This is a genomic window from Senegalia sp. (in: firmicutes), assembly GCF_052088025.1.
GTDB lineage: Bacteria > Bacillota > Clostridia > Tissierellales > SIT17 > Anaeromonas.
Window position 1 is genome coordinate 1 of the sequence record NZ_JBQCYD010000009.1, and the last position, 15,221, is coordinate 15,221.

Consider the following 15,221-nt stretch of genomic DNA (forward strand, 5'->3'; position numbering starts at 1 on the left):
CCACAACATACTTATTAAGAACTGCTCCCATTTCTACAAAACTATCAATTGGTAACCCATATAGTTTTGAGTAAAAAGGTAATAAGAAGAAATAATTTGCAACTGCTGCAACCACAGTCATAACAAGTGTTCCTGCTATTAGACCTATTATAGCTGATTTAAAACTTTTTCCCTTTTCATAAATACTAGCTGCAGTAAATACAAATAAACTACCTACAATAAAGTTTGCAAGTTCTCCAACACCAGCTGTTGTTGTACCTTCAAGTGCTAAATTAAGTACATTTTTAATTAATTCTATTACAACCCCTGTCATAGGTCCTAATGCAAATGCTCCAATAAGTGCTGGTATATCACTAAAATCAATCTTTAAAAACGGTGGTGCAAACCATAATGGTACCTCAATGAACATAATTAAAAATGCTAATACTGATAATACTGATGTTTTTGTAAGATACCTTACATTTACCTTTCTTTGTGTAGCCAACATTTTACATACCTCCTGTTATAGCTCTTCAGGTAGATAAATAAAGCCCTTAGGATAAATCCCAAGGGCTTAAAATTCTACATAATTAAGTATGTAACATACTTAATCCTCTTCCATCCAGACTTTACTGTCGGTCTTGGAGTTTCACCAAGTCAACCATATTTGCATATGGGTCGCGGACTTTACCGCCGGTCGGGAATTTCACCCTGCCCTGAAGATTAACTATTTAATTTTTTATTTTAATCTTAACTTAATTATAATATATAGTGATTAATTTGTCAATTAAAAACATTATAATCAAATTTATTTTTTATTTACTTTACCTTTAAATATAGCTAATATAAAATATGCAGATGCTGCTAAAAGTATTATTGTAGCACCTGATGCTATATTAAATATATAGGATATGAATAGTCCTGAAACTGTAAATATGATTCCTATTATGCTAGAAATTATCATCATATTTTTCAAATCATAAGTAAATAACTTTGCTATAGCAGGTGGTATTGTTAGTAGGGCTATTACAAGTATGATTCCTACAACCTTTAAAAGTACCACTATTGTTAAAGCTATCATTATAAATAAGAAATTCTCAAGTAATCTTGTAGGAATGCCTAAAACTCTTGAAAATTCTTCATCAAATAAATATGATTTCCAATAGTTAAATAAAAACACTATACTTACTACCACTATAATATTTGCTACTATCATTATATTCATAGAAAATTTGGAAACAGTTAGTATGTCTCCAAAAAGATAGGATGTCATATCTGGAGGATACCCTTCCATGAGGGATACAAAAAATATTCCAAGACTCATCCCTACTGACCAAAATATACCAACTAATACATCTGAATTAGTCTTTGCACGTCTAGTCATAGTAGATATTGAAATGGCAGCTATAACTGCAAAGCCAAATGCTCCAAGTATGGGCTCAAATCCTAATAAATATCCAAGCCCTATACCACCAAATGAAGTATGTGCTATACCTCCACTCATCATTACAAGTCTTTTTTCTACTATTATAGTACCTATTATTCCACATACTATAGATGCAAGTATTGCAGCTATAAAGGCATTTCTAAAAAAATCATATTTAAATGCTTCTAATATCATTTTTTGCCACCTTCTTCCTCATGAACATGAAGTACTCTATGAGGAGTATTACCATGTGCTATTAATTCTACAGGACAACCATATACACTTTCTAAGGTTTCCTTTCCAAGTTTAGTATCATCACCATGATAATGCATTGTTTTATTCAAGCATGCAACCGTATCTATGTATGAGTTGATTACACCTATATCATGACTTACTACTATTATTGTTTTATCTATGTTCAATTTTTTCAATAAATTATATATTTCTGTTTTAGCATTTGCATCTAAACTTGCAGTAGGCTCATCTAATATCATAACTTGTGGATCCATTATAAGAGCCCTTGCTATAAGCACCTTTTGAAGTTGTCCACCTGATAACTGTGATATTTGTCTATCTTTAAAATTTAATATATCAAGACTTTCCATTATTTCTTCTGCTCTTTTTATATCATTTCTTTTAAATTTATGAAAGAATTTTATTTTCCCTTCAAGTCTACCAAGAAGTATAACATCTAGTACTTTTATAGGAAAAGTTCTATCAAAATTGCTAAACTGAGGAACATATCCTATAGGTCTATCATCATTTACCTTCACTTGACCACTTGTTGGATCTATAAGACCTAAAAGTGATTTTAAAAGTGTAGTTTTTCCTCCACCATTTGGTCCTATTATACCTAAAAATTCACCTTTTTTTATCTTTATATTTATATTATCTAGAGCTGTTACACTTCCATAATTAACAGTAAGATTATTTACTTCTATTATATTCATAATTTCACCTTCCTTGTAGATTAAAGCTTATCCATTCTATTTTATCATCATTGTCAATATTAAGTAAGATTAAACTTTAACTCCACTCTTTACTGATAGATTCCATTAGACCAATTGTACTTACAGTCATATGACGATTCATTATTGGACTTTCTATCAAATCATTCTTTAAACATTCTTCAATATGTTCTATTTCATACTTTAATTCATACTTAGAAGGGAAATTTAATTCTTTTCTACTGCCATCATTAAATACCACACTTGCCTTTCTAGCCTTCCAATAATTAGGAATCTCTATATAAGCTAATTCACCATATATATGAGCTTTATTAGTAGTTAAAACATGATAAGATGTTGCAGAATTAATTAAAATATCATTATTTAATTTTAAACTTATAGAATACTGAGAATCAGCACCCCTTGGCCCAATTAAACTCATTGAATTTACTTCTATTATTTCTTCTTCAAAAAGATACTTACTTAGTTGTAAGAAATAACTTCCATTAGCAAATAATGTTCCGCCTCCAGCTTCCTTTGAATTAATCCAACTATCAGCTTCTGGTAGATAAGAACTTGTGAAATTCACTAGTTTCACTTGACCAATAATTCCATCTTTTATTATTTTCTTTACTTGATTTGTTATTGGTAGAAACACTGATTTTTGTGCTTCCATTATAAATAGTCCTTTTTCTTTTGCTAAATCAAATAAATGCTCTGCTTCTTCTCTTTTTAAAGTAAAGGGTTTTTCACATATTACATTTTTATTGTGATTTAATGCTTGTAGGGCTTCCTTATAATGATAGCTATTTATTGTAGCAATATAAACTACATTTATTTCCTCATCTTCATATAATTCCATGTAACTACCATAATACTTAGGTATTTGAAATTCTTCTGCCTTTTTTCTTGCCTTATCAATATTTCTTGAAGCTATAGCTACTATCTCTCCACTAGATACTTCTTTTACTGCATTTATGAACCTTGGTACTATTGAAGCAGTACTTATAATTCCATATTTAATATTATCCATTTAAAATTCTCCTTTTAAAATAGCATATGTATACTATATTACCCTATTAAAAATTATTTAATTAAAAAAGAACTTTGAATTGAATCAAAGTTCCTTTTACAATACTTACTTGACATACTCCTTATATACAAAAGGTGATGTCATACCTCTTAGTATTGCTACATAATTTAGTTCAAATTCTAATATATCCCCTATATCATATTTATTGTCTGCATGTGTTAAATCTACTATAGCATGATCACTACTTCCACCTAGTATTTCTACATTGCTATCTACTGGTTTCATCCATTCTAAATCTACATCTTGCCTACCTATAGCACATATTGCACGTGTCATTTGACCCTTATCTTCAAATTCCGGAATATTACCAAATGCATCTACATTTGGAGTTCCTATTGGTTTTGAAGGCTTCTTTTTAAGCTCTATTATTTCTGATTTAAGAATAAATGCATCTATAAATGTATTATCCATCCTACTTTCTGTTACTTCTACTGTACCAAGCATAAGTAGAGTTCCACACCTTAATTGATTTACGAATTTAGGAAGTTTATCTTTTTGAATTAAATGAGTAGTACTCGAATTTCCTCCTGATACTGTATTCATTTTTATATTATATTTTTCTTCAATTCTTTTCTTTAATCTATTTAATTTTTCTAGATTTTCTTCTGATGGCATTATTCCACCAAAGCAAGATAGGTTTGTTCCAAGTCCATCAAGTTCAACACCAGGAAGCTCTATTATATGACCTGCTGTTTTCAGCGCATCTTCTTCATCAAATATTCCTTCTCTTAAATCTCCTACATCTATCATCAAAACTATTTTATGCTTTTTACCTATTTTAAGCGCTTCTTCTGAGAGCTTTCTTATAGTTTTAATCTCTGAATTTAGAGATATGTCAGCATATTTTACTACTTCAGCAGCATTAGATATCATTGGTAATCTAACAAGCATCTTTTCTGCATTGATATCCTTTAGTTTTTTTAATGCTTCTATTCTAGATTCACCTATTACTTTTACTCCACCTTCTATTAGTGCATTTGCAACTTCCACTGAACCACAAGTAACCTTGTTTATACCTACTATTTCTACTCCCAATTCACCAAACACTTTTACCATTTCCTTAGTATTATGAGTGATTTTTTTTAAATCAACTTCAATTCTTGGATACTTCTTTGTCATTTTATTAACCCCCATTAATATTATTTAAGACCTTTCATTGTTAATGAAATCCTACCTTTGACTAAATCTACATCCATAACTTTTACATCTACACTATCTCCAACAGAAACTACATCCATTGGACTTTTAATAAATCTATCACTAAGTTGTGATACATGAACTAAACCATCTTGTTTTACACCAATATCTACAAAAGCACCAAAATCTACTACATTTCTAACTGTACCAGAAAGTATCATATCCTTTTTTAAATCTTCCATTTTCAAGACATCTGATCTAAATAATGGTTTTGGCATATCTTCTCTTGGATCACGCCCTGGCTTTTTGATTTCTATTACTATATCTAAAAGAGTAGGAAGTCCCACTTCTAAATCATTTGCTAAATCTTCAATTTCACCATATTCTTTAATTTTTTCTTCTATATTTTTAAGTTTACCTTCTTTTATATCTTCCTTGATATAGCCTAATTTTTCTATTAACTTCATAGTAGTCTTATAACTTTCTGGATGAACGGAAGTGTTATCAAGAGGATTATCTCCTCCTGCTATTCTAAGGAATCCTGCACATTGTTCAAAGGTCTTACCACCAAGTCTTTTAACTTTTTTAATATCTTTTCTGTTTTTAAATACACCTATTTCTTCCCTATGCTTTACTATGTTTTTTGATACAGCAGGAGATAGGCCTGCTACATAATTTAAAAGTGAAGGTGAAGCTGTATTTAAATCTACACCCACTGTATTTACACAATCTTCTACTACTGATTTAAGTGAATCTGTAAGTTTTGTTTGATTTAAATCATGTTGGTATTGTCCAACACCTATGGATTTTGGATCAATTTTTACAAGTTCAGCAAGGGGATCTTGTAATCTTCTACCTATACTTATAGCACCTCTTATAGATACATTTACATCTGGATATTCTTCTGTTGCAAGTTTAGATGCCGAATATACTGATGCTCCTGCTTCTGAAACTATAGTATAATATACTTCTTCACTCATTTCTGAAATCATATCAGAAACAATAGTTTCTGTTTCACGTGATGCTGTACCATTTCCAATTGGTATTAAATCTATCTTATATTTTTTAATCAAATCCTTCATAATGGCTTTAGATTCTTCTACCTTGTTTTGAGGTTCATTTGGATATATAGTAGTATAATCTAATAATTTTCCTGTCTCATCCAATATAGCTATCTTACAACCTGTCCTAAAACTAGGATCAACTGCCATAACTCTAACACCTGCAACTGGTGGAATCATAAGAAGTGGTTTTGTGTTTTTTGCAAATACCTTTATTGCTTCTTCTTCTGCACGTTCTGTAAGTATATTTCTTATTTCTCTTTCTATGGATGGCGCTATCAGTCTTTTATATGAGTCTTCTATTGCTTCATTTATTATATCTTTAAAGATATAATTTTCTTTTCTTATTGTATTACGCTTTATATAATCAACTACAATATCATCTGGAGATTCTAAACTAATCTTTAATATATTTTCTTTTTCTCCACGATTGATTGCAAGTATTCTATGGTTGGCTATTTTTTTTACTTCTTCATTATATTCATAATACATTTCATAAGTCTTATTTTCATCTTCACCATCAACTTTTGATGTGAGAACAGTTTTATTATACCATACACCTCTGATATATTTTCTAAAATCAGCATTGTCTGATATTATTTCAGCTATTATATCCTTTGCTCCATTTATTGCATCCTCTATTGAATTAACTTCCTTTTCTTCATCAATGAACTCTTCTGCAATTTCTTCTATATTTCCTTCTTCCCTGCCTTGTAAAATAATTTCAGCAAGAGGTTCAAGTCCTTTTTCCTTGGCCTTTGTTGCTCTTGTTCTTCTTTTTTGCTTATATGGTCTATATAAATCTTCAACTCTTTGAAGTTTTTCTGCAGATAATATTTCTTTTTCTAATTCATCAGTTAATTTATCTTGTTCACCTATCAAACGTATTACTTCTTCTTTTCTATTTTCTAGGTTTCTTAGATATGTAAGCATTTCATCTAAGTCACGAAGTAATTCATCAGATAATTCACCCGTTGCCTCTTTTCTATATCTTGCTATAAAAGGAATAGTATTTCCTTCATCAATTAAAGTAATAGTATCTTCTACTTGTTTCTTCCTTATGTCAAATTCTTTTGCGATTTTTAAAGCTATATCCATTTAATTTCCCCCTAAATTTACTTATCTATTCTATTATATATTTTTAGGAGGGTTTACTCAAATTTATTTTTTCTTTTATAACTTCTAATACACCATTTTCATCATTTGATTTTGCTATATAATCAGCTTCTTTTTTGAATTCTTCTGGTGCATTTTCCATTGCATAGTTATATTTTGCTTCCTTAAGCATTGGGCTATCATTAAAATAATCTCCAAAAACAAGCGTTTCATCTCTTTTTATATCAAATTTTTCTTGTATCATTCTTAGAGCTATACCCTTATTTGTAGCCTTGTTATAAATATCCATCCAAACTTCTCCAGATACTGATACCTTGGTTTTTTCTCCCCATCTTGGTCCAAAGTAATTATTATATGCACCTTCTACATCTTTTGGTACATATATAGCTATTTTTAATATATCAGCATCTACTTCATATAAATCTTCTACTATTTCATATTCCTTATAATACTTTTCTAGTTCTTCTAATATTTCTTTTTTATCGGTATCTATATAAGCCTTTTTTTCACCTGAAAGCACTAAATTTAGTCCACCATATTCTTTTGCATCTTTAATTATTCCTTTTACATGATCTTTATTTAGTGCCTTAGAGTATAATTTTTCATCCTTACTCATTACCATAGTTCCATTATCTGCTAGGAAAATTATATCATCTGCATGCTTTTTGAAATTTTCCTTTAATTTATAATATTGTCTTCCACTTGCTGCTACAAACTTTATATCTCTTTTAATCAATTCATTAAAAACATAATCAAACTCATCATTTATCTTACCTTCACTATCAAGTAAGGTACCATCCATATCTGTTGCTATTAATTTAATCATTTTCTTCCACCTTCCTAGAATTTTATATTTAAAATAGCTGAGGAAAACCCCAGCTATTTATATTTTTCTAACTATTATTTTTTCTATTAATTCATTTACTTGCTCCATATCAATTTGTCCTGTTCCTTTAAGTGTGGCATTGCTCATTCCACAAGCATTGGCATATTTTAATGCTTGATCTATTGTTTTACCCTTAGAAATAGAATATGCAAAACCTGCAACAGAACTATCACCTGAGCCTACTGTATTTGATACATCTACCTTTGGAATATCTACTTTGAAATTTCCCTCTTCTCCAAAAAAGTACATTCCGTTACTTCCAAGAGATATTGCTATATTCTGTGCACCCTTACTAAGTATCTTATAGGCTGCCATTTTTATTGCTGCTTCAGAATCTAATTTTATTTTTGTTATGTTTTCTAATTCTTCTTTATTTGGCTTAACTAAAAATGGTTTTGACTTGAGATTTTCTAAAAGTACATCCCCACTTGTATCAAGTATTACCTTCTTGCCCTTACTAGCTGCTATTTCTATTATCTCAGAATAGATATCTATATCTATTCCTTTAGGTAGGCTACCTGATATTGTGATTATATCTAGATTTTCTACTTCATTTTTAAATTCTTCTATGAATTTATTCTTATCATCTTCTGATATATATGGTCCTTTTTCTAAAACTTCTATATTATCTCCATTACTATCAATTATATTTAGGCAAGTCCTAGTTGTACCACATACATCTGTGAATTTATCAATTATATCTATCTTTTTGATTTCAGACCTTATAAAATCTCCTGTATTTCCACCTAAAAATCCAAATGCGCATACATCTTCTTCTAGTAATTTTATAACTCTTGAAACATTTAATCCTTTGCCTCCTGCACTAGCATGATAATCTTCTGTTCTTTTTACTGTATTTTTAGCCAGCTCATCTATATTATATCTTCTATCTACTGCTGGATTTAATGTAATCGTTCCAATCATTTTATCACCTTAAGCCTTATCGTTACTGTTACATAATAATATTTTTTTCTTAACTAAATCTTTCATAGTCGCTTTTGCATCAAACATATATTTTCTAGGATCATTTGCACTAGGATTTTCCTTTAAATATCTCTTAAGTTCATCAGAATAAGCTATCTTTAACTCTGTTGCTATATTTACCTTACATATTCCAAGCTCTATACATCTCTTTACTGTTTGATCAGGTACATCAGATGCACCATGAAGTACTAGGGGTACATCAACTTTTGCTTCTATTTTTTCTAATCTATCGAAATCTATTTTTGGTTCGGATTTGTATAGGCCATGTGCTGTACCTATTGCTACAGCTAGAGAATCAATTCCTGTTCTTTTAACAAAATCATTTGCAAGCTCTGGATCTGTAAGTTGAGATTCGCTTTCTTCTACCACTAAATCATCTTCTACTCCAACTAATTTTCCAAGTTCTGCTTCTACTGATACATCATATTTTTTTGCAAAATCTACTACAGATTTAACCTTCTTGATATTTTCTTCATAAGGAAGAGCAGATGCATCAATCATCACTGCTTTTGCTCCAAGTTTTATAGAACGCTTTATAGCCTCAACATCTTCATGATGATCTAAATGATATGCAATAGGCACATGTGAAATTTTTGCTGCTGCTTGCATTATATTCATAAGGTAGTCTTCACCTGCATAGCCTACAGTTCCTGGAGTTGCTGCAAGTATTACTGGAGAATTTAGTTCATTTGCTGCTTCTACTACTACTTGTACTGTTTCTAAATTATGAATATTAAATGCAGGTACTGCATAGCCTTTTTTTCTCGCATCTTCTAATAAATTTTTACTTGATACAATAAACATCTACATCTTCCTCTCATACACTACTTTTCCATCTACAATTGTCATATATATATTAAAGTCATCATCTATTACAGTGATATTTGCTCTTTTACCTTTTTTTATACTACCTATTTGATCATCCATATTCATAGCTTTTGCTGGAATTATTGAAGCAAGTCTTATAGCTTCATATAGATTGATACCTGTAGCTTCTTTTATATTTTTTACACCATTTTTTATTTTAAGTGTACTTCCTGCAAGTGAGCCATTTTCTGTTCTAGCTATTGAATCTTTGACAATTACTTCAAGTTCTCCTAGAGAATATTTACCATCAGATAGTCCGCCTGCTCTCATGCAATCACTTATTAAATATAATTTATCATTATCTTTTTTAAGTCTATGAAGTATTCTCATAACTGCTGGATTTACATGAATATTATCTGCTATAAGTTCAGCATAAATGTCTTTATTATCCATTATAGCTCCTACAACCCCAGGATTTCTATGATGAAGTCCTGTCATTCCATTAAAAGTATGAACTCCTATTTTTGCTCCATTTTTAATAGCTTCTATGGTCTGTTCATATGTCGCATTTGTATGACCTATTGAAGTTTCAACATTATTTTCTTTTAAATACTTTATAATTTCAGCTGAATTTTCCTTTTCTGGAGCTATTGTAACTATCTTCACATTACCTTTTCCCAAAGCAACTAAATGCTTTATTTCATCTAATTTAAGTTCACGCATGAATTTTACAGGGTGAGCTCCCTTATGTTCTTCAGTTAAATAAGGTCCTTCTAAATATATACCTAAAACTTCTGCACCATTTAATCCCTTTTCTTTTGAATCTACTACATTTTCTATAGCATTTTCAATCTTTTTTATAGGTGCTGTAAGGGTTGTAGCTAAAAATGATGTTACCCCATTTTTTGCAAGATACTTGGATATAGAATCAAGTGAATCAAAATCTGCATCCATAGTGTCATATCCATCTGCTCCATGAATATGAAGATCTATAAGTCCTGGAATTATCTTTAAATCACATGCATCTATAACCTTTAATTTTTCATCATTTGAATTTGATATATTTTCTATTTTTCCATCATTTATAGTCATATAGCTATTTTCTAAGATTCCATCTTCTGCATATATCTCTTTTGATTTTATAGCATATCTCATACTAATCACCTTTCCTTAAATACCATCATCTTCTAATTCTTGTTTTTCTTTTTTCTTCATTTCAAAAGTTACTATTTGTTTTTTACCAGTATCCATTGCTCTTTCTTTAAGTTCTACCAAATCTACATTTTCCCTATCAAATAATATCTCCATTATCATAGGTACATTTGTACCTGCTATTACTTCTATACCCTCATTTTCCATTGATAATTCTACACTCATCTTAAAAGGTGAGCCTCCTGGAATATCTGTAAATATTAGTGTTCCTTCTGCATTCATATTATCTATGGCTTTTTTTATATTGTTTTTTAAATCATCTGTTGAATCACTTTCTAAAAAATCTACTGTTTCTACTAGTTCTTGCTTTCCTGCTACAAGTTCTATTACTGAATTTAGTCCTTTTGCAAATTCACCATGACCTGCTATTATTAAAGCTATCATAATCTTACTCCTTTCATTTAAAATATGGAAGGCAATTGCCTTCCATATTAATTTATATTATTAAAATAATCCTAAATACTGTCCTGCTACACCAAATACTACTGTAATACCAATAAGTGCAAGTGGTGACCAACCTTTTTTAAGTAGGAAATACATTAGGAATGCATATCCAAGTGGAAGCATCTTAGGCATAATTTGATCTAATACACCTTCTTGAAGATTAACTTCTGCCTCTCCTGCTTTTATTACTACATCTAATTTTAAGTTAATATATGAAGCAATTAAAGCACCTACAACTGTAAGACCAAGTATCGATGCTGCACGTGATACTAATTTGGTGCTTTCCTTTAATATTCCTATTGAATTAACGCCGGTTCTATATCCATAATACATTAGGCCAAATCTAAGACCAAAGTGGACTACATTAAACAATATGAGGAAAATTATAGGTCCTGCAACACTACCATCAATTGCAAGTGATGCTCCTATACCTGCTGCTATTGGAAGGAGTGTCAGCCAGAAAAGTGCATCTCCTATTCCACCAAGAGGTCCCATTGTTGCTACCTTTATACCACGAATTGTGTCAGTATCATTTTTATTACCTTCCATTGCTGCAACTATTCCCATTACAAATGTTACAAGGAATGGATGAGTGTTGAAGAATTCCATATGCATCTTCATAGATTTTGATAAATCTTCTTTTTCCTTATGAATCTTTTCAAGCGCTGGACTCATTCCATATAACCAACCTGCAGCTTGCATTCTTTCATAGTTAAATGATGCTTGTAAAAGTAATGATCTCCAAGCCATCTTAGTTAAAGTCTTTCTATCTAACTCTACAGGCCTTTGATCCTTATATTCTGGATTAACAACTAATTCTTCTCTATTCACATTAGATTCCATCTGTATATACCTCCTCATTGCGTGGTGGTGGTGTGTTTGTTTTATCTTTATTATTATAGAAATCATACATTGCTATTGCAGCTCCTATAAGTGCTACTGCAAGTATTGGTAATTCTAAATATGCAACTAATACAAATCCTATAATCAAAAATGCTATATATTGTGTCTTAAACATTACCTTAAGAAGTAGTGCAAAACCTATAGCTGGCATGATTCCACCCGCTGTAGAAAGTCCATCTATAAATGTTTGTGGTAACATGTTTACTACTGTTTCCGCAGTATCTGCTCCAAAATAAATTGGTAAGAATACAACTATAAAATATGATACAAATAAAATTGCAAGTCCTAAATAATTAATCCTATCAATACCCTTTAAATTTGCATTTTCTGCATATTCATCAGCCTTATGCATTACTGGTGAAAAAGCTGTAAATAAAAGTGTAACTCCTGCTTGTGCTGCTACTGCAAATGGTACTGCTATTCCTACTGCAACTTCCGGTTCTAAATTTGCAAGTATTGCAAATGCTGCACCAATGATACCTCCAACTACAACGTTTGGTGGTTGTGCTCCTGCAAGTGGTGCCATACCCATCCAAACAAGTTCAAGCATACCACCTGTTATAAGTCCTGTTTGCACATCTCCAAGTATAAGACCGACTACAAGTCCAGATACAAGAGGTCTGTGAATATGTGTAAGACCGTTAAATAAGTCAATACCAGCTATTCCAGCCCATAGTGCTAAAAGTAAAGCTTGTAACATTTATATTACCTCCTTTTATTTAGCCAGAGCCTTGGGACTTAAAGTCCCAAAAGTTCTGGATATAATCTAAATCATGTCTAATATATCTTTGTTCCTCTTATCATCAGGAACTTTTCTCATATCAAATGTTACTCCTAATTCATTTAATTCTTTGAAAGTCTTTTTATCATCTTCATCTACAGATATAGTAGAAGATAACTGTTCTTTTCCTTCAGCATAATGCATATTTCCTATATTAACTTCTTTTATAGGCACTCCACCTTTTACAAGTGTAAGTACATCTTGTGGTGTTTCAACTACAATAAAGATCTTTTGTCTATCTGCTGCCTTGTGAATTACATCAATTGTCTTTTGAAGTGTAAAAAATCTAGTTTGTACAGTATCAGGTAATACCATATCCATTAAGTTTTGTCTTACCTCATCTTGTGCAACCTTATCATTTGCAACTAATACTAAGTTAGCTCCTAAGAAACTAGTCCATGTAACACCAACCTGACCGTGAACAAGCCTGTTATCTATTCTTGTAAGTAAAATATTTGCCATCAAATCACTCCTTTAATTTTTTAGAAAAATTTATTTGTTGTATGGGTATATGCTTACCCCTTTTACTACTCTATTAACACTTCCATCAGGACTAGGATTATCTGGATTTATACCAGTGCCTAATGATTTTAATACTGAAATTACTTGTGGAACAATTACATAATCAATTGCTAAATATGCCTTATCTAATTTTAGTTCGCTCTCATTTAAAGCTATATGATAATGACTTAAATCATCTACTTCTTCTGAATATGTTTCAGATACAGCTAAAACTTTATATTTACTATCAGGATTATATAATTCTTTTAATAAATCAATTTCATATCTTCTAGTATATTCATCACGAGATAAATACATTACAATAAGTGTTTGGTCATCCATTATAGACTTAGGACCATGTCTAAATCCTAGTGGAGTATCATATTTTGTAACAATATCTCCTTGTGTAAGTTCAAGTAATTTTAATGATGACTCACGTGCTAAACCATAAAATGCACCAGCTCCAAGATAAACTATCTTTTTAAAATTAGAATTTGAGATACTTTCTATCATTTCAGTATCATCTAATAATTCTTCTCCTATAGTAAATAATTTGTTTATATCTTTTTTCTTATTATCTAAATTTTCTAAATCAAAAATCATAAGTGAAGATAAAACCATAGAAGTATAGCTACTTGTCATAGCAAATCCCTTATCATTTGATTCTTCTGGTAATATGATAGATTTATCTGTCTTTGGATTTATATTTTTAGCTAATTTTCCATCTTTATTACAAGTTATTACTATTTGATATAATTCATCTACTAAATCTTCTGCAAGTTTTATTGTAGCGACAGATTCAGGACTATTTCCAGAACGTGCAAAAGATATTAAAAGTGTCGGAATATCTTTTTTCAAATAAGCTTCAGGATCTGCTACTATGTCTGTTGTATGAAGTGATTCTACATCTAAATTTAATTTCTTTTTGATGCTTGGTACAACAGTATCTCCTATAAATCCTGAAGTTCCAGCTCCTGTAAATATAATTTTTAAATCTTTCTTATTTAGTATAGGATTTAAAAAGGCTTTTAATTCATCTCTTTTAGATTCTACTATTTTAAAAGTATCTCTCCATACTGAAGGTTGATTATATATTTCTGAAGATGTAATATATCCCCCTTCACTTTTAAGTTTTTCTACATTGTTACCAAAAATTTTATCCAATTCATTCACTCCTAGTTTTATTTTTCTAGCATTACTCTATATTCAAATTTATCTCCTCGCGCTATACCTACTGTATATTCAATGACTGTTTGATTTTCATAAGTGTATCTTTCAATCATCATGCCTGGTACCTTCCTACTAACATCTAATATCTCTGCTTCAACTTTTCTGGTATTAACTGGTTTAAACCTCTCTTCTGCCTTTGAAAATTCTACATCATATTTTTCTCTAAAAATATCATACATTGGCTTTTCTTCTAATTCATTTCTAGTTAAATCAGGAAATCTAGACTCTGGTAAATATGAAGTTTCTAGCATAATAGGTTCATCATCTGCAAGTCTTAATCTTGTAAACTTATATAAATCTTCATTTATTTTAATACCCAGTTTCCTAGCTAATTTTTCATCGCTTTTAATTTTTTGAAAATCTAATACTTTGGAACTTGGATGTTTTCCTATTTTTTTCATTTCATCTGTAAAACTATAAAAATTAAGTAAATCTTGTTTAAAAGATTTAGAAGATACAAATATTCCTTTTCCATGCTCTTTATAAATATAACCATCTTTTTCAAGTTCATTCATTGCTTGCCTTACAGTAGAGCGGCTAATATCGAACCTTTCGCATAGTTCTCTTTCCGAAGGCAATTTGTCGTACTCATCAAAAGTTCCCTTTTTTATATCTCTAGTTATTATTTCATATAACTGATAATATAAAGGCAATTTATTGCTTTTATCTATTTCTACCACCATATCACCTTCTCATGTTGTTATGTTGTGCGTA

General features: G+C 30.4%; 16 protein-coding genes and 1 riboswitch. All 16 genes read right to left on the reverse strand.

Features of this window, described 5'->3' with window-relative positions; translation table 11 throughout:
- A partial coding sequence (locus ACTHUW_RS03520) for an ECF transporter S component (RefSeq protein WP_442212486.1) occupies positions 1-487 on the reverse strand: 487 nt, incomplete at its 3' end.
- 98 nt (positions 488-585) lie between these two features.
- A riboswitch (FMN riboswitch) is annotated at positions 586-707 on the reverse strand.
- An 80-nt stretch (positions 708-787) separates the two neighbouring features.
- On the reverse strand, positions 788-1,600 hold the full coding sequence (locus ACTHUW_RS03525) for a metal ABC transporter permease (protein ID WP_442210924.1): 813 nt from the start codon (positions 1,598-1,600) through the stop codon (positions 788-790).
- Positions 1,597-2,355 (reverse strand): metal ABC transporter ATP-binding protein, encoded by a 759-nt coding sequence (locus ACTHUW_RS03530; protein WP_442210922.1) that lies wholly within the window; start codon positions 2,353-2,355, stop codon positions 1,597-1,599. The genes ACTHUW_RS03525 and ACTHUW_RS03530 overlap by 4 nt, the downstream gene beginning before the upstream one ends.
- A gap of 76 nt (positions 2,356-2,431) precedes the next feature.
- On the reverse strand, positions 2,432-3,385 hold the full coding sequence (locus ACTHUW_RS03535; RefSeq protein WP_442197305.1) for a Gfo/Idh/MocA family protein: 954 nt from the start codon (positions 3,383-3,385) through the stop codon (positions 2,432-2,434).
- A gap of 105 nt (positions 3,386-3,490) precedes the next feature.
- The gene (gene orr, locus ACTHUW_RS03540; protein ID WP_442212488.1) at positions 3,491-4,564 is read right to left on the reverse strand and encodes an ornithine racemase Orr; all 1,074 of its coding nucleotides are present in this window, start codon (positions 4,562-4,564) and stop codon (positions 3,491-3,493) included.
- A gap of 20 nt (positions 4,565-4,584) precedes the next feature.
- Positions 4,585-6,741: a Tex family protein gene (locus ACTHUW_RS03545; protein WP_442212490.1), complete on the reverse strand. Its 2,157-nt coding sequence runs from the start codon at positions 6,739-6,741 to the stop codon at positions 4,585-4,587.
- Between the two features lie 43 nt (positions 6,742-6,784).
- The gene (locus tag ACTHUW_RS03550; RefSeq protein WP_442210914.1) at positions 6,785-7,585 is read right to left on the reverse strand and encodes a Cof-type HAD-IIB family hydrolase; all 801 of its coding nucleotides are present in this window, start codon (positions 7,583-7,585) and stop codon (positions 6,785-6,787) included.
- A 57-nt stretch (positions 7,586-7,642) separates the two neighbouring features.
- A complete protein-coding gene (gene pfkB, locus ACTHUW_RS03555; RefSeq protein WP_442212492.1) occupies positions 7,643-8,569 on the reverse strand; it encodes a 1-phosphofructokinase in 927 nt (308 codons plus the stop codon).
- A gap of 9 nt (positions 8,570-8,578) precedes the next feature.
- Entirely contained in the window at positions 8,579-9,433 is an 855-nt protein-coding gene (locus tag ACTHUW_RS03560; RefSeq protein ID WP_442210910.1) for a tagatose bisphosphate family class II aldolase, read from the reverse strand.
- Entirely contained in the window at positions 9,434-10,591 is a 1,158-nt protein-coding gene (gene nagA, locus ACTHUW_RS03565) for an N-acetylglucosamine-6-phosphate deacetylase (RefSeq protein WP_442212494.1), read from the reverse strand.
- A gap of 15 nt (positions 10,592-10,606) precedes the next feature.
- Positions 10,607-11,032, reverse strand: coding sequence for a PTS galactosamine/N-acetylgalactosamine transporter subunit IIA (gene agaF, locus ACTHUW_RS03570; protein ID WP_442212496.1), 426 nt, complete (start codon positions 11,030-11,032; stop codon positions 10,607-10,609).
- 60 nt (positions 11,033-11,092) lie between these two features.
- Positions 11,093-11,935, reverse strand: coding sequence for a PTS system mannose/fructose/sorbose family transporter subunit IID (locus tag ACTHUW_RS03575; RefSeq protein WP_442197297.1), 843 nt, complete (start codon positions 11,933-11,935; stop codon positions 11,093-11,095).
- On the reverse strand, positions 11,925-12,695 hold the full coding sequence (gene agaW, locus ACTHUW_RS03580; protein ID WP_442197296.1) for a PTS N-acetylgalactosamine transporter subunit IIC: 771 nt from the start codon (positions 12,693-12,695) through the stop codon (positions 11,925-11,927). The genes ACTHUW_RS03575 and agaW overlap by 11 nt, the downstream gene beginning before the upstream one ends.
- 66 nt (positions 12,696-12,761) lie before the next feature.
- Complete coding sequence (agaV, locus tag ACTHUW_RS03585; protein ID WP_442210904.1) at positions 12,762-13,238, reverse strand: PTS N-acetylgalactosamine transporter subunit IIB; 477 nt, start codon at positions 13,236-13,238, stop codon at positions 12,762-12,764.
- 30 nt (positions 13,239-13,268) lie between these two features.
- Positions 13,269-14,441 (reverse strand): SIS domain-containing protein, encoded by a 1,173-nt coding sequence (locus ACTHUW_RS03590; RefSeq protein WP_442212498.1) that lies wholly within the window; start codon positions 14,439-14,441, stop codon positions 13,269-13,271.
- Positions 14,442-14,458: 17 nt separating this feature from the next.
- Positions 14,459-15,187, reverse strand: coding sequence for a GntR family transcriptional regulator (locus ACTHUW_RS03595; protein ID WP_442197293.1), 729 nt, complete (start codon positions 15,185-15,187; stop codon positions 14,459-14,461).
- Positions 15,188-15,221: the final 34 nt, after the last annotated feature.

Bases quoted from the DNA above. Each gene is read 5' to 3' on its own strand.
- ACTHUW_RS03550 (WP_442210914.1), bottom strand. From the start codon at position 7,585: ATGATTAAATTAATAGCAACAGATATGGATGGTACCTTACTTGATAGT.
- pfkB (WP_442212492.1), bottom strand. From the start codon at position 8,569: ATGATTGGAACGATTACATTAAATCCAGCAGTAGATAGAAGATATAAT.
- ACTHUW_RS03530 (WP_442210922.1), bottom strand. From the start codon at position 2,355: ATGAATATAATAGAAGTAAATAATCTTACTGTTAATTATGGAAGTGTA.
- ACTHUW_RS03575 (WP_442197297.1), bottom strand. From the start codon at position 11,935: ATGGAATCTAATGTGAATAGAGAAGAATTAGTTGTTAATCCAGAATAT.
- agaF (WP_442212496.1), bottom strand. From the start codon at position 11,032: ATGATAGCTTTAATAATAGCAGGTCATGGTGAATTTGCAAAAGGACTA.
- ACTHUW_RS03545 (WP_442212490.1), bottom strand. From the start codon at position 6,741: ATGGATATAGCTTTAAAAATCGCAAAAGAATTTGACATAAGGAAGAAA.
- ACTHUW_RS03535 (WP_442197305.1), bottom strand. From the start codon at position 3,385: ATGGATAATATTAAATATGGAATTATAAGTACTGCTTCAATAGTACCA.
- ACTHUW_RS03525 (WP_442210924.1), bottom strand. From the start codon at position 1,600: ATGATATTAGAAGCATTTAAATATGATTTTTTTAGAAATGCCTTTATA.
- nagA (WP_442212494.1), bottom strand. From the start codon at position 10,591: ATGAGATATGCTATAAAATCAAAAGAGATATATGCAGAAGATGGAATC.
- agaV (WP_442210904.1), bottom strand. From the start codon at position 13,238: ATGGCAAATATTTTACTTACAAGAATAGATAACAGGCTTGTTCACGGT.
- ACTHUW_RS03560 (WP_442210910.1), bottom strand. From the start codon at position 9,433: ATGTTTATTGTATCAAGTAAAAATTTATTAGAAGATGCGAGAAAAAAA.
- agaW (WP_442197296.1), bottom strand. From the start codon at position 12,695: ATGTTACAAGCTTTACTTTTAGCACTATGGGCTGGAATAGCTGGTATT.
- orr (WP_442212488.1), bottom strand. From the start codon at position 4,564: ATGACAAAGAAGTATCCAAGAATTGAAGTTGATTTAAAAAAAATCACT.